The organism is Pseudoalteromonas sp. MIP2626 (genome assembly GCF_013414205.1).
Taxonomy (GTDB): domain Bacteria; phylum Pseudomonadota; class Gammaproteobacteria; order Enterobacterales; family Alteromonadaceae; genus Pseudoalteromonas; species Pseudoalteromonas nigrifaciens.
This window is the reverse complement of record NZ_JAATTW010000034.1, coordinates 1-18,030: the sequence shown is the minus strand read 5'-3', so window position 1 is coordinate 18,030 and position 18,030 is coordinate 1. Positions and strand designations below refer to the sequence as shown.

Here is an 18,030-nt window from a genome sequence, read left to right as displayed (position 1 = left end):
TATGGCTTCACATATTTCACTAAAACAACTAAGCGTATTTGTTAGTATTACCCAGCATATAACCCTAACAGCGGCGGCCGAAGCGTTATTTTTATCTAAAGCGGCAGTGAGTATGGCACTTGCTGAGCTTGAAAAACAATTAGGCCACCCTTTATTTGATCGGGTTAATCATCGGCTTATTTTAAACCAAGAAGGACAAAAGCTATTACCTTTAGCTGATGAGTTACTTAATAGGGCAAGTAGTATTGATGCTTTATTTACCGATAATGCTCAGGTAGCAGGAACATTAAAAATAGGCGCCAGTGATACTATAGGGAATCATATTCTCCCTACTTTACTGAGCGACTTTAGAGAACAAGAAAAGCATTATTCACAGCAAATTTTTATCTCAAATTCAGCACTTATTTGTCAAAAACTCATCGATTTTGAGCTCGACATTGCACTTATTGAAGGCCAAGCTCATCATGGCGATCTAATATCGAGTGTGTTTAGTCAAGATGAAATGTGTATTATTGCGCCATTATCACACCCACTTGGCACTAAAAAACAGATTAATTTTAGTGACTTAACTAATAGCCAATGGGTTTTAAGGGAGCCTGGGTCTGGTTCGCGTAACTTTTTTTTACAGTCACTTGCCTATAATATTGAAAATTGGACCCAAAGTTTTGAGTTAAATACTACTGAGTCGATAATTAACTGTGTATCTGCAGGGCTAGGGCTTGGCTGTTTATCGTCACTTGCGGCGCAATATGCGCTTAAAAATGACCGCGTTAAACGCCTCCCCTTATCTAGCCCAATGCACAGGCAGTTTTGGCTTGTTATTCATAAAAACAAATACCAAAGCCCACTGTTAAAGAAATTTATGGCATTTTGCCAGCAACGCTAAAGCCGAGTCAATAAAAGGGCCATAATAAATTACCATGGCCTTGTTATTTATAATTAAACTTTAAAACGCGTAGCTCAATGCTAGGTTTAATGATCTTCCCTGCCCTGCTAATTGCTCAAAGCCGGTTGCGTTATTTTTTTTATACTCAGCAATGCTAACCCCACCTAATGGTAGTTGATAGTACTGATCAAATAAATTTGTTACCTCAACACTGAGTGTAAATGCATCCCACACTGCTTTAGAACTTAAATTAACTAAATGATAGCTATCGGTTTGGTTTTCAAAGCGGTTGTTATCTATTCTTTTTTTAGTATCGACCCATTGCCATAAAAGCGAGTTTTCAACATTGCCAATTTGCTGGCTAATACCAAGCTGGGTTTGCAATGGTTTAATTTGATAAAGTGGCTGAGTGCTAGAGTTATCGTCGCGTTTGCCACGGGTGTTAGTTATATTTGCTTTTAACTGCCACTGACCTAACTGTTCAGATTGATAAATACTGGCACTTAAATCTACTTTAGCGCCATATAAAATGGCATCTACATTAGTAAATTGCAAAATATTGCGGCTATTACCGTCAATGCCTGAGCTATTAAAGTTTCTTACTATGTCAGCATCAATATAATCATTCACATCGGTATACCAAATATTAGTACTTACACGCCAGCTGTCGTCTTCTGCCAATTTAGTATAAGTAGCACTCATTGTATGCGCGGTTTCAACGCCAAGATCTGGGGTGCCAATATAACCATTACCATCGCCGTACCAGCCAATCATGGTTGTTGCCATATTGCTAACCCCCCAACTGTATCGCTCGTATAGGTTTGGCGCGCGATTTTTACGGGCAATACCAAGTTGCAGTTCATCAACGTTAGTTATTTGGTAATTAATTAATACGTTTGCATCAACTACAGTATCGGTTTTACTTCTACTTCCTGCATTAAACGTATTTGCTGCCATAGCGTCACTTGGTCCCATATGCATACCGCCCATGTGCATACCTGTGTTATATGCCTGTACTTCATCTACTTGGGTATTTATATTTTCAATACGCACACCCGTGTTTAACCATAGTTTTTTACTATTTTGGCTTTCATATTCTGCAACAAGTGCAATACGTTGACGCTTACCATTATTAATATTTTTATAGTCGTTTGGCCCCATCATGGCCGAACCTGTAATACCTGGCCACCAATCATCAATACTGTAATGGTAATATTCTTGAGCTAGCAATATGCTGCTATCGTTATCTAAATTAATACGCCATTTTAACTGACTGCTTATATCTTCTGCATCGGTTTTCATTGGCATCATGCCGGTTTTTTCTGCGCTAAAAAATCCCATATCGTGTTTTACGCTATGCCAATTTAGTTGCCCGGTAAATTCACTCTTTTTTAATGTTCTTTTATATTGTGCGATTGCCCCATAACTGGTGTTATCTGTCATATCCATATACTGGTTAGCAAAGCCTTGATAGGGGATTTTTTGATGACTAAGTTTAACTACAACTTGCTGTTTATCGTCGCGTATAGCCGCTGTTAAGCTATGATTTTGGGCGCGATATAAAGTATCTAATACAGCATCGCCGTTACCGTCTTCATAGCTGTTTGCATCACTAAACGAGCCCTGATAATTAACGCTAAATGTATCACTTGCTAAACGCGCGCCTCCCCCAAGTTTACGGCCATTATCAACAGTGCTGTACTTTGCCGATACATAACCAGAATGCCATGCTAAATCGCTATTTTGAGTGTACTGCGGTGCTATAGAGTTAACACTTATTACACCGGCTATATTATCGCCACCCGCACTTACCGGCGATACACCGGCAACCACATGATAAGACGTAACTTGGTTCGCCGAAATGTAAGACAACGGCGGATTCATTTGATTAGCGCATGCCGCCGTTATTTCTGCGCCATCAACTAATACTTTTACTCTGTCGCCCATTAAACCATTTAAAATAGGTAAATTAGATACGCCACCAGCAGCTGAAAAATCGACACCTAAATCACTTAATAGCGACTCTGTAGAGCCAAGTGCTAAATGTTTATTTTGAGCATGCCCATGTACTTCAATCACTTCTATAGATGTATCGTCGGCAAATACTAAAGGAGATAAAAGCCCACTTGTTAAAAACACTAAAGGTGAGAGTAAGTAAGGTGAACGGTATATTGTTTTATGCTTCATTATTTTATTCTTTAGAAAGCTATTATTAATGACGTAATTATACTGGATTCACCTTACTTGCATGCGCGACATAATGTCGCACTTTGTTAACTATAATCAGCATTTTCATATAAGTTTTTGCTAAGCTTATCTTTTTATATTAGGTTATTTGTCTCTCTAAATTAACCACACGACATTAAGGCTTTATTAAAGTATTAATTTACCTTTAACGGCCAGCTAATTGATGACGCCCTATGTTATTTGGCTTAAAATGGCCGCCTATTTATTCCCAGCATTTACAACAACACTTCTTTTGCTTTTTCGCAGCAACAACACTTTACAGTTTGTTTGTTGCCTAGTTTTTATGAATTAAACATTAATCTCAAAGGATTTTTATGACCGCTAATGTAGCACCGCCATCTAATCAACTTAACCGAACAGCTATATTAATCGTGCTTGCGCTCGGTACTTTTATTTTAGGGTTATCTGAATTTTCGATGATGCCTATGCTGCCACTGATCAGTGAAACTTTTGGCTCAACGCCTTCGCAAAGTGGCTACGCTATAAGCGCTTATGCTTTAGGTGTTGTTGTTGGTGCGCCCATTTTAATGTTAACTACTGCAAACATGAGAAAACGCAAAGCGTTGCTTATATTTTTAAGCTTAATGTGTATTTCTAATAGCTTAAGCGCTTTTGCAACGTCACTTGAGCAATTGGTATTGTTTCGCTTTTTAAGTGGCTTGCCCCATGGTGCTTATTTTGGTGCAGCTATTTTATTAGCCTCTGAAATTGCCCCTGCAGGTAAGCGTGCAAGCTTTATGTCGAAAGTTTTTATGGGTTTGACCATTGCCACCATTGTTGGCGTACCTGTGGTAACTTTAGTAGGGCAAAACTTAAGCTGGCGTTACTGCTTAGCCGGTGCAGGTGTTTTAGCTTTTATTGCTTTTATTTTTGTATATAAAGTTGTGCCAAATATTGAAAACACTAAACCATCTAATTTACTTAATGAGTTTGGAGTATTAAAAAACAAGCTGGTTTGGTCTATTTTGGGTATTGTAATTATTGGTTTTGGTGGGGTATTTTGTATTTATACCTATGTTGCTGATACTATTTTAGAAGTAACCGAAACAGCGCCCTACACCATTTCGATTGCTATGGTGATGTTTGGTATTGGCTCAACATTAGGCAATTATGTATTAGGTAAAGCGGCAGATAAATCTGCAATTAAAACGACTGGCTTAGTACTGGTTTGCACTATTGTATTTGCCTTTGCTTATGTAACCGCAAGCCATAACATTTGGCTGCTTTATGGGGTTATATTTTTTATTGGCTGCAGTTTAGGTTTAGCAACGCTAGTACAAACCTTACTAATGGATGTGTCTCCTAATGGGCATGCCATGATAGGCGCGTTAGTACAGTGTGCTTTTAATGTTGCTAATGCAATTGGCCCTTGGGTTGGAGGCATTGCAATTGCGCAAGGTGCCGCGCCAAATCAAACAGGCTATGTTGCCGCTGCTCTTTTTGTTGGTGGGTTTATTATGTGGTTACTTAGCTACTTACAAATGAGCAATAAATCGTTTGTAGCAAAAGAGGCTTAATAGTTAACTAAAAAGAGCGGCTCTTTTTATTTTTAATTACTAAGTGTAATTAAACACTTAACGATGCCATATCAATAACAAAACGATAACGAACGTCAGACTTTTCCATTCGCTCATAAGCTGTATTTATTTCATCAATATTGATCATTTCACATTCGGGTAAGACATTATGCTCGCCACAAAAATCAAGCATTTGCTGCGTTTGTGCAATACCACCAATAAGTGAGCCTGCAATACGGCGACGCCCCATTAATAATGGCACTGTGCTTAGCTCATCAACCGGGCCAACCTGACCAACAATAACCAGTGTACCATCAATATCTAGCAGTGGTGTGTAAATAGATAGATCGTGCTTTACCGGTACGGTATCAATAATAACGTCGAAGGCTGACTGCGCACTTTTCATTGCATCATCGTTTGACGACACTAAATAATGCTGGGCACCTAGTTTAACCGCATCGTCTTTTTTAGACTCACTACGGCCAACTACCGTAACGCTTGCGCCCATAGCGACAGCGTTTTTAACCGCCATATGACCAAGCCCACCTAAACCAACCACAGCAACACGACTGCCTTTTTTAACGCCCCACTTATGTAATGGCGAGTAGGTAGTAATGCCTGCACACAACAGCGGTGCAACACGCGACAGCTCTAAGTTTTTAGGTACTGAGAGTACGAACTCTTCACGCACTACAACATGTTTAGCATACCCACCTTGGGTCATATCGCCGTTAACACGATCTGTTCCTGCATATGTGCCTACCATGCCTTCACGGCAAAACTGCTCTTCGTTATTATCGCACTGATCGCAACTTTTACATGAGTCGACCATACAGCCAACAGCAACCGTATCGCCTTGCTTATATTTTGTAACGTCGCTACCTACCGACATAACCTTACCAACAATTTCGTGTCCGGGTACTAACGGGTAGCGACTACCGCCCCAATCATTACGTACCGCGTGCAAGTCTGAATGACAAACTCCACAGTATAATATTTCAATTTCTACATCGTTATTTCGTAAATCGCGGCGCTCAAAAGAAAACTCGGTGAGTTCTGAACCTTGGCTTTTTGCTGCATATCCTACTGTTTTCATAATAACTCCATAGTATGTTAAAAATATAAATACCAAATAAGTATACTTGCTTAGCTGTGAACACTAACTGATGATAAAAAACCCAAGCCGTACGCTTGGGTTCCATTTGATTGCTGATAACTTAATTGTTAGTAACTTAGCATTTAGGTTTGCCCTAATTATTTTGCCAGTACCGCGTTTAATTCATCTACAAATGTATGAATACGCTCTGCATTTTTACCTAAATCACTGCGACCAATACGCGACTTACTACGAATATCAACAAAACGCTGAGAGCCTTCATCTTTAATACGCACCACTATATCGTCTTTAAAACCAAACCAGGTGGTGGTCTCGGTTGCTTCAACAATCCCTTGGCTGGCATCGCTATTAACTAACTCCCAACCCAAATTTTTAATCGCTTGCACTGTAGCCACTACTAGCTCACTTTTTGGGTAAGCATAATTAAGGGTAGTCAGTTCTGGGTAAGCTTTAAGCTGTTGCGCAGCCGTTTCTGCTCCGGCATAAGTCACTGGGTTTGGCGCATCGGCACGCAGTGGTGCAATAGCTACAAACTTTGGTGGATTAACTACATCTGTCGAAATATCATGAATTGGCGGCACACTTTTCGCTTTATCCATCATATTAAGTGGCATAAAAATAGCAATACCCGCAAATACAACGGCCACTATAGTACTACTTACAGTGGCTGTTTTACGTATAAATATGACCTGCACTAAAAGTAATACAAGCGCAGCTCCCCCCACGTAAACACCAAACCTAAATCCAGCAAATGCAGTGCCTAACTCAACAACACCAAATTTATATAATGGCCCGGGTAATACAACCATTAAAAAGGCGATTAAACTCACCAAACTTACTAAAACTTTCATTAATTTACTCCATTACATGAATTTTTTATTCGCAAACAGTTTTATACTGTTTGCGATGGAATTTGGGTTACATTAATAACGAATTAAACCATAAAATCTAATGTCGACTGATTAAAGTATCTTAAGTTTGGAAATATATCACCTAATTCTGATGCAGGAACACCAAACCACTTAGCTAGTGTGGCAAAATATTGCTCATTTGCAACACTTGGTATTAATCGCCCTCGGCCGGTATCTTGTGGTCCGCCTAAATGTTGAGTTAATAACTCCCCATATATATTGGCGCCTTTAACTGCGCCTCCCATAACGATTTGGTTTCCTGCCCAACCATGATCCGTGCCATCGCCATTAGATGTTAGCGTACGGCCAAAGTCCGACATAGTAAACGACGTTACTTTGTCAGCCATATTCAGCTCATTCATCGCACTATTAAACTCGTTAAGTCCTTGTGCTAGTGTGCTAAGCAATGCAGGGTGAGTATTCAATTGATTATCGTGTGTATCAAACCCTCCCATAGAAACAAAAAACACTTGGCGCTGCGTACTTAACTTTGCTTGCACACTAATCGCCTTAGCTACCGCAGCTAGTTGCTTCGACAACCCTGTATCGCTAAATGAGGTAATAAGTTCAGGGGCGGCTTCAAGCGCACTATTCATTGTTTGGGTATTTCTAATCGCTGAATTAAAACTATTAGCGTAAGCACCCGTTAATGGATGATTCGTATTACCCATTATACGGTTCATAATATTGGTTACATGCTCAGTTCTTGGCTGATAACCGCCAAAAGCGTTTACTTTACTTATACCGCTTTTATTAAGCGAAAACGCCTTAGTTTGCGCGCCTGTTTGCCAAAGATTGGTGCCATCGAGCGATATGTTTGCAGCAAACTGATCTTGCTGATTTAAGCGCTCTAGCAAACGCGCTCCCCAACCATTATTTAGCGATTCCTTTTCACGACCATACATCCACGCTGCTTGTTGATTGTTATGTGAAAACAAGTGTTGAGGCAGCGGTACTGCTTTATTTTTATAATCGTCAAGCGTGGTTGGTGCAAGCAAAGTACCTACTCCGCCAACAAATGCCAAGTTAGCCGAATCAAACACACTTTGCATGGGTGCAAGCGCTGGGTGCAGCCCTACACCACCAGCAAACGACGAATTAGTATTAAGCGCAATAGGCGAAGCAACCGCCAAGTTTTGCCTGCTTTTTTCATACAAATTTCGTTGCTCGCCCTCTAACGGCATTAGCATATTTAGTGAATCGTTACCGCCATATAAAAATATACATACTAGGGCTTTATAATCACCCAATTCAATAGCATTTGTTGAACCCGTTAATGCTTGAAGTTGTAAGCTGGTTAGCGCCGCTGCCGACACCCCGCCTTTTAAACATAATGACAAAAATTGCCTTCTATTTATGCTCATTATGCCTCTCCTAATACTGCAAATTAAATTCAGGTGAAATAGCAATCATATAAAGTAAATACGATACCCGCTGACGATCTTGATTATCAATAAAATAGGCACTTAAATCGAGTAACGCCTGGCGTGTTTCGTGGCTCATTGAACCGGCAAAATACAACACATTGTACTGATCAAGTAACGACTCTATGCCATAATTTTTTAGATGGTTCATATCGTTTTTAATATAGACGTATAGTAATTTTGGACTTAAAGATGTTTTTCCTTCAGCCGCATTCCACACTAAATCTGCAAAGTGCTTATTCATTATGCCAATTATTGTAGAGTCATTTGCTATTTGTAACTCTGGAGCAACTAAGCCATCACTACGTAAATAAACAGGTTGGTAATCGGGCCTGTAAAAGTTAAATACTGAGGGCGACTTCATTGGCCCCTGTCCATAGGTATTGTATAAACCCCACGTGTTGTAATAACCGTTACCGGTTTTAGCATCTAGATTTCGCCAAAACTGTATTGTGGTTATCAGTGGCTCTTTTAGTTTCCCTTGATAATTTAAAACACTGCCAAAATGGCGTGCCTCATCATCTAAATAAATAGCCTTTATTACCGCGGCTAAATCTCCTCGTACTCCAGCGCCGTTATCATTAAAAACACGAGCAACACGGGTAACATATTGCGGTGTTGGGTTTGAGGTAATTAAACGCTGTATGAGTTGTTTACTAATAAATGGCGCTACATTATTGTGATTAAATAGGTTATCGAGCGCTATTTGCAGTGTTTCTTCTGGTCCGTAGCCCTCGGGGATAATTTCGCCATTTAACAATGTTTTTTGTTTACTAGAGTGATACTCGCTAAACGCTTTCATTGGATTTACATAATCACGTTTTTTTTTCTTAAAAGTTTCACTAGCTGCAAATGTCCACCCAGTAAAAACGCGCGCAAATCCTTCTATTTGAGCCTGACCGTAGGTGGCAATTGTATTACCTTGCGCATCAAGCTTTGGAGTAGCGTCTAAATTTAACTCTTCAAGGCCTATTGTAAATAACTGCATTACTTCGCGGGCGTAGTTTTCATCTGGGCGAATATTAAGCTCATCATTTGCCTTTTCATTCCCTAAATGGCTTAAAAAAGTACCCATAATTGGCGACAGCGTTACGTCTTCTAGTAGCTCTCTATAGTTACCAAAAGCATGTTTAAGCAAAATATCGTAGTAAGTGATCATGCCCTCGGGCTGATTACCTACATTACTACTTGCATCCGATACAACCAATATTTGACTCAATGCAAAGGCAACACGTTGGCGTAGTTGATCGTCGCTATGCAACACCCCCTTCCACCACGCATCAATCCTATTAATATACTGAAATTTGTTTTCATCAGGGCTTTTCACTAAATAACTACGATGGTAGTTAATTGGTAACGCCATTTGTTGCTCAAGCCACTGCTGTTCGCTTAACCCTTGAGCTTGGCGTATTTCACTTAATGTGGGGCCCATACTGCCTTGCTGTAATATACGTGCGGCAGCAGTTTCATCCATACTATTACGCGCAACAAAACTCACAGTTTTAACGTTGGTAGCCCCTTCATTATCGGTTGCCGTTACGCTAAAAGCGTACTCCATTGCTGCATGACTTTGCGCATCTGGTAAAGTAATAGTGATACTACTGGCATTTACAGGTGCATTAAGTACTTTAAGCCCCGCAGTTTGTTCCCACACAACACTACTGATAACGCCATCGGCATCGCCAACTGTTGCATTTAAATCAATAGTTTGACCTTTAACTATATCGTTTTTGATATTGGTTATTGATAGGGAGGGGATTTTATTTGTGCTTATAACTGGTGTCTCATCTGAGCCAGAGCCACCGCAAGCACTGATAAACAAAGCAGAGCTTGCTAGTAAAAAAGTTCTATAGTACATGTAAATTTGTTCTCACCTTTAATTAAAGCACAACAGTGCTTACTGCAATTAACACATCAATTGAAACATAAAAATTACATACTTACTCTTTATTTTTTGTAACCGAAACTTGACTAATTAGCAAAAATGCACAAACTACGGGGGTTAAACTAGCCAGAGCCTTATTATTTATGAAAACAGAAATTAGCTATCGTTTTGAATCTTCTCAAGTTGCCAACCGATTTATACATCTACTTAAAAATTGGCCCATTAATGATGTAAAAACAAAATTATTTAATGGCGGCAATTGCGTAAAGGTTAATTATGACTATGACGAGAGTGGTTTTGACTACACAGTTGCAGAGCTTGACGATTTAGCCGAAACACACGGCGGTAAAGAAATTTAAAAACAATGCTTATATATTTTGAAGTGTTTTTGGCTGGATCTACTTTTTTTAAAACTGATGGATTGTTGATTAGTAACTATAAATTAAACAAAAAAAGCACTATGGTTTAATTAAACCATAGTGCTGCTGTTTATCGTTATTTATCGAAATGAATAACAGTGCGAATACTTTCGCCTCTGCGCATTAAATCGAACGATTCGTTAATATCTTCAAGTCCCATTGTATGGGTAATAAAGTCACTTAACTTAAATTCACCCGCTAAATAACGTTCTACATAATCAGGTAATTCGCTGCGACCTTTAACCCCACCAAATGCTGAACCTCTCCATACTCTACCCGTTACCAATTGGAACGGACGGGTTGAAATTTCTTGCCCCGCACCAGCAACACCAATAACCACAGACTCGCCCCAGCCTTTATGGCAGCACTCTAGCGCAGAGCGCATTAGGTTAACATTACCAATACACTCAAACGAGTAATCAACACCGCCATCGGTCAACTCTACAATTACATCTTGAATTGGTTTGTCGTAGTCTTTAGGGTTAATAAAGTCGGTAGCGCCTAGTTTTTTTGCTAATTCAAACTTACTTTCGTTAATATCTATAGCAATAATTCGGCTCGCTTTAGCCATAGTTGCGCCAATAACTGCCGACAAGCCTATGCCACCAAGGCCAAATATAGCTACTGTTGCGCCTTCTTCAACTTTTGCAGTATTCATTACCGCGCCCATGCCGGTTGTAACACCACAGCCTAATAAACACACCTCTTCTAATGGTGCAGATTTATTAACTTTTGCTAACGAAATTTCTGGTAATACCGTGTATTCAGAGAAAGTTGAACAACCCATATAATGAAAAATTGGCTGTCCGTCTTTGTAAAAACGAGTGGTGCCATCAGGCATTAAGCCTTTACCTTGAGTTTCACGAATTTTTTGACACAAGTTAGTTTTACCCGATAAACAAAACTTACACTCGCCACACTCTGGTGTATATAAAGGAATAACGTGATCCCCAACTTTTACACTCGTTACGCCCTCGCCAACTTGCTCAACGATACCACCGCCTTCGTGGCCTAAAATAACCGGAAAAATCCCTTCAGGATCATCGCCAGACAAAGTAAAAGCATCGGTATGACAAACTCCAGAGGCAATAACTTTAACTAATACTTCGCCCTTGCGCGGCAGCATTACGTCAATTTCTTCGATAGATAAAGGCTGTTTTGGACCCCATGCTATAGCGGCTTTCGATTTTATAAACTTATCTGACATCTCGTTCTCTCTTAATTAATAAATTATTTAATATAAATGAACGTAAACACGTATTTTAGTTTAGTTCAGTTACCTTAATAATGCGCTGCTGCATATTATTTTTGGCTTAGAATTATGCTATTCATTTTAAAGCAATTAATGGCTATGCCCTTGCGATAGGTTAATCATTGCAATGCCTATGGCCACCAATGCCATTCCTAACCAAGTGGATAGTTCTAAATGCTGTTTATATACAAGGGTAGATAGTAGCGTAACGGTAACAATAGCTAATCCTGCCCACATCGCATGCACAATACCTACAGGCATGCCTTTCATTGCTTGGCCTAAAAAAACAAACGCAGCCAAATGGCCCAATAACACCACTATGCTGGGCAGTAACCTAGTAAAGCCATCTGTTTGTTTTAATGCCACATGCGACATTGCTTCTGCAATAACACCTAAAAATAAAAATACCCAACTCATATTTTTTCCTATTTATTTTGCGAGCTGTTGTATTAATGTCGATAACGTTATATCGACGATTTAACTTATTCACAGCATGTTTGTGTTGATGGCTGCTATTATATTTGTTTCTGTAAAAATGATAATATGCTATTTTTGAAATTAACTTGTACATATAGGTAACAATCATGCAGTGGGAAGGTATTAGTGAATTTGTACACGTTGCTGAAAATGCCAGCTTTACGCAAGCCTCAAAAAAAATGGCAATATCTACAGCGCAAGTAAGCAGGCAAATTAGTGCGCTCGAAAACCGGCTGAATGTGAAGCTGTTTTATCGCACTACGCGCAAAGTGTCGTTAACTGAAGAAGGCCGAGTGTTTTATCAGCATTGCCGCAGCGTGCTTGATGGCTTAGATGCTGCAGAGCGGGCTATAACTAATTTACAAACAACGCCCCAAGGTAAAATAAAGCTTACGGCTTCGGTAACTTATGGAGAGCAGCAAGTACTGCCTTTGGTTTCTGACTTTATGCTGCAATATAGTGAGGTCGCGGTTTCTGCTTACTTGAGTAATCAACAAATTGACTTAGTTGAAGGCGGATACGATTTAGCTATACGTATTGGTAAGCTGGCCGACTCGTCAATGATGGCAAAAAAACTCGGAACCAGAACCAGTTATGTGTGCGCATCGCCAGAATATCTGGAAAAACACGGCATACCACATGCAATTTCTGAACTGAGTAAACATAGTTGCCTACTAGGCACGCTTGATTATTGGCACTTTATGGAATCGGGAAAAGAAAAAAACATTCGCGTTGCCGGTAAGCTAAGATACAACAGTGGCTATAGCCTAGCGGATGCAGCATTAAAAGGATTAGGAATAGTACAACTGCCCGATTACTACGTGCAAAATCACCTGCAAAGTGGTGAACTAATTACCTTATTAGATAGCTATCGGGTGCCTGATGAAGGCATTTGGGCCATATACCCTCATAATCGTCACTTATCGCCAAAAATAAGGTTATTGGTCGACTATTTAGCAAAGCATCTTAGTTAGTATTTACGTACTTGAATAATATTAATCTCGAATTTAACTGTGAGGTTAATATTATTACTTCAACTAAGTACACGCTCACATTTTACTTTTCACTTTGTTAGTTGCAATACTGGTTGCAGGGCTATCGGGCCAAAAATGCTTGGGGTAACGCCCTTTCATTTCTTTTTGTACATCGCGATAACTGGTATTCCAAAAGTGTGCTAAATCTTGAGTAAGTTGCAACGAGCGTTTCCCCGGCGACAATAACTCCATCAGCAGTGGCAATTTCCCCTGCGCCAACAACGGCGTGCTGGTCATACCGTATACTTCTTGCATACGTACACTGAGCTTTGCAGGGCCTTCAAGCTGATATTCAATCCTAATATTAGAGCCGCTCGCTACCGTTAAACGCAGTGGCAGTAAGCTTTTTAAGGCACTTTGTTGTTGCCAGTCAAAACAATTTTGTAATGCCTCAAAGTAGTTAAACTTTTTAAGCTGCTCCAGGGTTTTAATATCTTGTAAAAATACACCTAGCCACTGCGGTGCCGTTTGAATAAGTTGTTGCTCGTTAATTTTCGGAAACTTTTCGCTCATTAGCTTACTTGCTAAGCTCATTCTAATTAATAGTTGCTCAGCGTCTTTTTGTTCATTAAACAGTGCAAAGCCATGTTTAGTAAATAAATTTAACCATGCTTTGGCGCGCTCACTTTTATCGAGTTTTTGCGCACTTGGCTGGCTAGTAAGCGTAATAGCGCCAAGTTTCACTTCGTCTTGATGGATAAAGCGTGCGGTTTTTTCATCAAACTCACAGCGAGTTTGCATGCTAAATAAATGCGGCAAATAGGCTTGCAGCTCAAATGGGCTAAGTGATGTGGCACTAAAAATACGCCCGCCTTTGTGCCCGCCCATAGTGGCAATTGCAAGGTAGTCGTCGTTATGCCAGTAATCGCGGTTTAGCTCAGCGCCTGCACCATTGGCAAGTAAGTAACCATTGCCACGCTTTTTCGCGATTCGATCGGGGTAAGCAAGCGCCACCAGCAAGCTTAAGTGCTCGGTATTTAAATCGCCATTTGACTCCTTTACTTTTAAGCGACTTTGCCAATATTTTAATTGCTGCTTGAATACCTGATGTGGCCGTTGTTGTTGGCTATGCAGCGCTAAGCTTAGCTCATTAGCAGTATTAACTCGGCTTTCAAGTAATGCCACCAAATAAATAGCGAGTCGATAAATACCGGGGAGTGCTTGCTCTAATGCCTGCGCTTTTAATAGCATATGCGCCAAACGAATATCAGCGCCAAAGCCTAACATTTTACTGCCAAGCGGTGTGAGCTTACCTTTGCTGTCTATGGCTTCAAGCATGCTAAGTAAGTTACTTGCCTGTATGCCTTGCTGCTCAGTAGGCTTATCAAGCAAGGTTAGCTCCTCAATGCTTGCCCCCCACTGCTTAGCTTCTAGCATTAGTTGGCTTATGTCTGATGTGAGTATTTCGGGATTGTCGTGACTATTACGGCGCTCAAAAGTTTGCTTAGAGCCAAGCCTATAAACCACACCTGGCTCTATTCGCCCTGCACGCCCTGCACGCTGCACTGCCGATGAGCGCGATATGCTTTGTGTTGTGAGTTCAGTAACACCGGTTTTTAAATTAAAGGTCGCGGCGCGGCGTTTACCGCTATCAATCACAATCCTTATGCCTTCAATGGTTAAGCTAGTTTCGGCCACATTGGTAGTAAGTACCACCTTGCGCATCCCTTCAGGCGCAGGAGCAATAGCTGCTTGCTGGTTGGCTTTATCTTGCTCGCCAAATAGCGTTGCTACTATACAATTGTTTGGTAAGTCAGTGAGTGCTTGTTGTACCCTGAGTATTTCGTGCTGCCCTGGTAAAAACACCAACGCGCTGCCTGTTTGCTCACTCAGTGCTTGTTTTATTATAGTGGGGATTGCATCAAGCCAGCGGCTTTCATCTTTTATGGGTATATATACTTCATCTATTGGATAGCTGCGCCCATTTGATTGAATTACAGGGCAAGCAAAAAACTCAGTGTAGCGCTGGGTATCAAGGGTTGCCGACATCAACATTATGGTTAAATCTTCGCGCAGCGCACTTTGGGTCTCTAACGCAAATGCCAATGAAGTATCGGCTGCAATAGAGCGCTCATGAAACTCATCAAATATCAGTAAATCAACAGCGCTAAGCTCAGGATCGTTTTGCAGCATGCGGGTAAGCATACCTTCGGTAACTATTTCAAGGCGCGTATTAACACTTACTTTGCTCTCACCTCTTATACGCAGGCCAACACTTTGGCCAACACTCTCGTTTTGACACTTTGCCAAGTAACTAGCAATATTACGCGCAGCTAAACGACGCGGCTCTAGCATTACAATACGTTTAAAGTGCCCATCACGCATAAGTTGCAGCGGCAACCAAGTAGACTTACCTGCACCCGGCGGCGCTTGCAGTAGCGTAATTGGGTTGCTTTGTAATGTTATTACGAGTTGTTGATATATGTTTTGAACCGGCAGCACAGCTATTTACCCTAAATTGCTTTACCGGCATTGTAACAAAAAACCGCAGCGTGACTGCGGTTGATGTTTAATAATTAATACTCTTTTACAAGCAACTAAGCTCAATAGGTTGCCCATTAGCTACCCACTTTCTACCTATTAACTCTCTACTAGCTACCCGATACCATTCTAATTCGCTCTGCGGGTACGCGCAATTGCTGCATTAAATACACTTTAAACGACTCTGCATAAGGCTGATCATCTACGGCTTTTTGCATGCATAATAGCCAAGCTTCACTTTCGGCAACGCCTACCGCCAAGTGTTTATGCGCCTGGGGAATGTTAATGCTGCCAAAATGCTCCGCGTACAGCTTAGGTCCGCCCATCCAACCTGACAAAAAGTAAGCTAACTTTTTACGCGACTGCGACAAGTCTTTACTGTGCATATCTCTTATGTGCTTAGCCTCTTTTAACTGTTGCATATAATCATAAAATGCATCAACCAGCTGGGTAATACCTACTAACCCCCCCGCCATTTTGTAAGAGCAATCTCCTACGCCATATTCACACACTTTAGTATCCATAACTCACTCATACCGTCTGTTTTATCGCAACATAATAACTTAAAACCTATATTGGATAAGCAATTATTACAAACTGCTATGTATATTTTGTATGCATTTAAAGAAGGACCACATAATTACACCCACCTTTTAGCCTTACTCTATTTATGATTGATATTAAGCTACTGATATTAATTACAAAAAATATTTATACTTTTTTTGGTATACGACTTGCTACTTTATAGTTGACTGTTAATTTCACTAATCTAAAGTAAGGAGCTACTTATGAACAGCGATCGTATCAAAGGTAATTGGAAAGAACTTAAAGGTAAAGCGCAACGTAAATGGGGCGACATAACCGACGATGATTTAGATAAAATTGAAGGTAGCCGCAAAGAGTTAGTTGGCAAAATTCAACAGCAATACGGTAAGTCGAAAGAAGAAGCCGAACGCGAAGTTGATGAATTTGAAAAAGACCATTAATTTTAGCTATTAGCTACTTAAAAATAACCGCCTTTGTTGGCGGTTTTGTTTTTGGCTAAACATTAATGAGCACTTATCACATCTTCAGCTAATAGTAGCTCATCGCCTTTATATACTTCGAGCCAGCCTGGCGGGGATGTATCGCAACCAATAATAGTTACCTGTAACACATAACTATAACGACCATTTTTAAACGTATAATTATGATTGCCACCACTGCCTTCAAATGTAATATCGCCATTTAGTAAAACCATATCAGGCTTGTCGCTTGGCTTTTTATCAATACCCCATACTGCATAACGAAAATTATGATCGCCTAAATCATCCACACGAATATGGTAGTTAGCTGTTTTCCAATCAAGTACTGGCTTTTCAAAAGTATTGATACTTGCATGCAAAGATTGCTTACCTTGTTCTATTAAGCTTTTAGCAAGTGCCTGCTCTTTAGCGTTTTGGGTATTTACAGCAATAATTTTACCGTCGGTATCTACCCACATAACGCCGTTATTGAGCATAATGCCGCGCCAACCTACACTATCCCAATCGGTATCAATGTTTGAACTGGCAATAACTGCAGTGAGTTCATCATTAAATACTTCATCAAAGCGGTTAATAAGCTCAGCCTCATCTTTAATGTCAGGTATAGGATATAGAAACATAGAATGACACCAAACATAGAATGACACCCACCCTAATAATTAATCCCTTTGATGTTTATCTAAACAAACATAGAATGACACCCACCCTAATAATTAATCCCTTTGATGTTTATCTAAATAAACATTGCTGAGCTTAAAACCCTATTAGCTTTAACAATCTCTCTGCTTATTTAAATAATATTCAAATAACGCTGTTTTTATTCATTTTTAGGCATGCAAAATACTGTGCTTTCACAGTGAGAGGGAATTACGGAGAGTTTTTGAAGTAACGCTTTAAGCCAGTAGCTTTTCGCAGTTACTAACGTTTGCGCGCCGCTTCCTGTTTAGGTGTTCGCAGTATCCTTCGTGCGACGCTGGGCGACCTACTGCACCATGAAATACGCGACTAAATTGTGTGGTGAGTTTTAGCCAGTTTTCGGGGGTAATGTTTACTCTTTGTAACAGGGGTAAAGTGCTGCTTTCGATATAGCCTGCTTTACCTTCGCGTATACAACGTCCGGTTAATTCTACTAGTTCAAGGTAAGATTTAAGCTCAAATGGTAATCCTTTTGCCATTTGCTTTTTTGGTTTACCTGAAAAGCGCAGGAGTTGCTTCGGTTGCTTACCTGCCGTGGCACTTTCAATGCGTATTTTTACACTGGTATGGTCTGATGTTTCAGGTGTTGCTGCTGCCTTTGCTCTTATTGGGTTTAAATCAACATATGCCATACAGGCGATTAATGCCGCTTCATCTAA

At 40.2% G+C, this 18,030-nt stretch carries 15 protein-coding genes and 1 pseudogene; 5 read left to right on the top strand and 11 right to left on the bottom strand.

Annotation, left to right across the window (positions count from 1 at the left end; all coding sequences use genetic code 11):
• Window position 1 precedes the first annotated feature (1 nt).
• Window positions 2-886 carry a LysR family transcriptional regulator gene (locus tag HC000_RS13240; protein ID WP_179807887.1) on the top strand — a complete coding sequence of 295 codons (885 nt, stop codon included), beginning with the start codon at window positions 2-4 and terminating at the stop codon, window positions 884-886.
• 60 nt (window positions 887-946) lie between these two features.
• Here the strand turns inward: HC000_RS13240 and HC000_RS13235 are convergent, their stop codons facing one another.
• Window positions 947-3,073: a TonB-dependent receptor plug domain-containing protein gene (locus HC000_RS13235; RefSeq protein WP_179807886.1), complete on the bottom strand. Its 2,127-nt coding sequence runs from the start codon at window positions 3,071-3,073 to the stop codon at window positions 947-949.
• Between the two features lie 374 nt (window positions 3,074-3,447).
• Here HC000_RS13235 and HC000_RS13230 point away from each other — a divergent pair, with 374 nt between their 5' ends.
• The gene (locus tag HC000_RS13230) at window positions 3,448-4,650 is read left to right on the top strand and encodes an MFS transporter (RefSeq protein ID WP_179807885.1); all 1,203 of its coding nucleotides are present in this window, start codon (window positions 3,448-3,450) and stop codon (window positions 4,648-4,650) included.
• Window positions 4,651-4,699: 49 nt separating this feature from the next.
• Here the strand turns inward: HC000_RS13230 and HC000_RS13225 are convergent, their stop codons facing one another.
• The 4 genes from HC000_RS13225 to HC000_RS13210 all read right to left on the bottom strand — a co-directional run bounded on the left by HC000_RS13225 (window position 4,700) and on the right by HC000_RS13210 (window position 9,960).
• Window positions 4,700-5,746, bottom strand: coding sequence for an NAD(P)-dependent alcohol dehydrogenase (locus tag HC000_RS13225; RefSeq protein ID WP_179807884.1), 1,047 nt, complete (start codon window positions 5,744-5,746; stop codon window positions 4,700-4,702).
• 158 nt (window positions 5,747-5,904) lie between these two features.
• Window positions 5,905-6,618 carry a DUF1499 domain-containing protein gene (locus HC000_RS13220; RefSeq protein WP_179807883.1) on the bottom strand — a complete coding sequence of 238 codons (714 nt, stop codon included), beginning with the start codon at window positions 6,616-6,618 and terminating at the stop codon, window positions 5,905-5,907.
• A gap of 83 nt (window positions 6,619-6,701) precedes the next feature.
• Complete coding sequence (locus tag HC000_RS13215) at window positions 6,702-8,042, bottom strand: DUF1501 domain-containing protein (RefSeq protein WP_089368631.1); 1,341 nt, start codon at window positions 8,040-8,042, stop codon at window positions 6,702-6,704.
• Between the two features lie 10 nt (window positions 8,043-8,052).
• A complete protein-coding gene (locus tag HC000_RS13210; RefSeq protein ID WP_179807882.1) occupies window positions 8,053-9,960 on the bottom strand; it encodes a DUF1800 domain-containing protein in 1,908 nt (635 codons plus the stop codon).
• Window positions 9,961-10,130: 170 nt separating this feature from the next.
• Between HC000_RS13210 and HC000_RS13205 the strand changes: the two genes are divergently transcribed.
• A complete protein-coding gene (locus HC000_RS13205; RefSeq protein WP_011328869.1) occupies window positions 10,131-10,346 on the top strand; it encodes a hypothetical protein in 216 nt (71 codons plus the stop codon).
• Window positions 10,347-10,482: 136 nt separating this feature from the next.
• On the opposite strand, the gene HC000_RS13200 is transcribed toward HC000_RS13205, so the two are convergent.
• Entirely contained in the window at window positions 10,483-11,613 is a 1,131-nt protein-coding gene (locus tag HC000_RS13200) for an S-(hydroxymethyl)glutathione dehydrogenase/class III alcohol dehydrogenase (protein ID WP_011328870.1), read from the bottom strand.
• A gap of 135 nt (window positions 11,614-11,748) precedes the next feature.
• Window positions 11,749-12,075: a multidrug efflux SMR transporter gene (locus HC000_RS13195; RefSeq protein WP_179807881.1), complete on the bottom strand. Its 327-nt coding sequence runs from the start codon at window positions 12,073-12,075 to the stop codon at window positions 11,749-11,751.
• 167 nt (window positions 12,076-12,242) lie between these two features.
• Between HC000_RS13195 and HC000_RS13190 the strand changes: the two genes are divergently transcribed.
• Window positions 12,243-13,109, top strand: coding sequence for a LysR family transcriptional regulator (locus tag HC000_RS13190; RefSeq protein ID WP_011328872.1), 867 nt, complete (start codon window positions 12,243-12,245; stop codon window positions 13,107-13,109).
• A 75-nt stretch (window positions 13,110-13,184) separates the two neighbouring features.
• Here HC000_RS13190 and hrpB read toward each other — a convergent pair whose 3' ends face one another.
• Window positions 13,185-15,611 carry an ATP-dependent helicase HrpB gene (gene hrpB / locus HC000_RS13185; RefSeq protein ID WP_179807880.1) on the bottom strand — a complete coding sequence of 809 codons (2,427 nt, stop codon included), beginning with the start codon at window positions 15,609-15,611 and terminating at the stop codon, window positions 13,185-13,187.
• 149 nt (window positions 15,612-15,760) lie between these two features.
• Window positions 15,761-16,174 carry a group II truncated hemoglobin gene (locus HC000_RS13180; RefSeq protein ID WP_179807879.1) on the bottom strand — a complete coding sequence of 138 codons (414 nt, stop codon included), beginning with the start codon at window positions 16,172-16,174 and terminating at the stop codon, window positions 15,761-15,763.
• Window positions 16,175-16,438: 264 nt separating this feature from the next.
• Here HC000_RS13180 and HC000_RS13175 point away from each other — a divergent pair, with 264 nt between their 5' ends.
• Window positions 16,439-16,636: a CsbD family protein gene (locus tag HC000_RS13175; RefSeq protein WP_011328875.1), complete on the top strand. Its 198-nt coding sequence runs from the start codon at window positions 16,439-16,441 to the stop codon at window positions 16,634-16,636.
• Between the two features lie 62 nt (window positions 16,637-16,698).
• Here HC000_RS13175 and HC000_RS13170 read toward each other — a convergent pair whose 3' ends face one another.
• Window positions 16,699-17,295: a hypothetical protein gene (locus HC000_RS13170; protein ID WP_011328876.1), complete on the bottom strand. Its 597-nt coding sequence runs from the start codon at window positions 17,293-17,295 to the stop codon at window positions 16,699-16,701.
• A gap of 273 nt (window positions 17,296-17,568) precedes the next feature.
• Window positions 17,569-18,030 (bottom strand): annotated as a pseudogene (locus tag HC000_RS13165) (transposase); the annotation flags it as partial.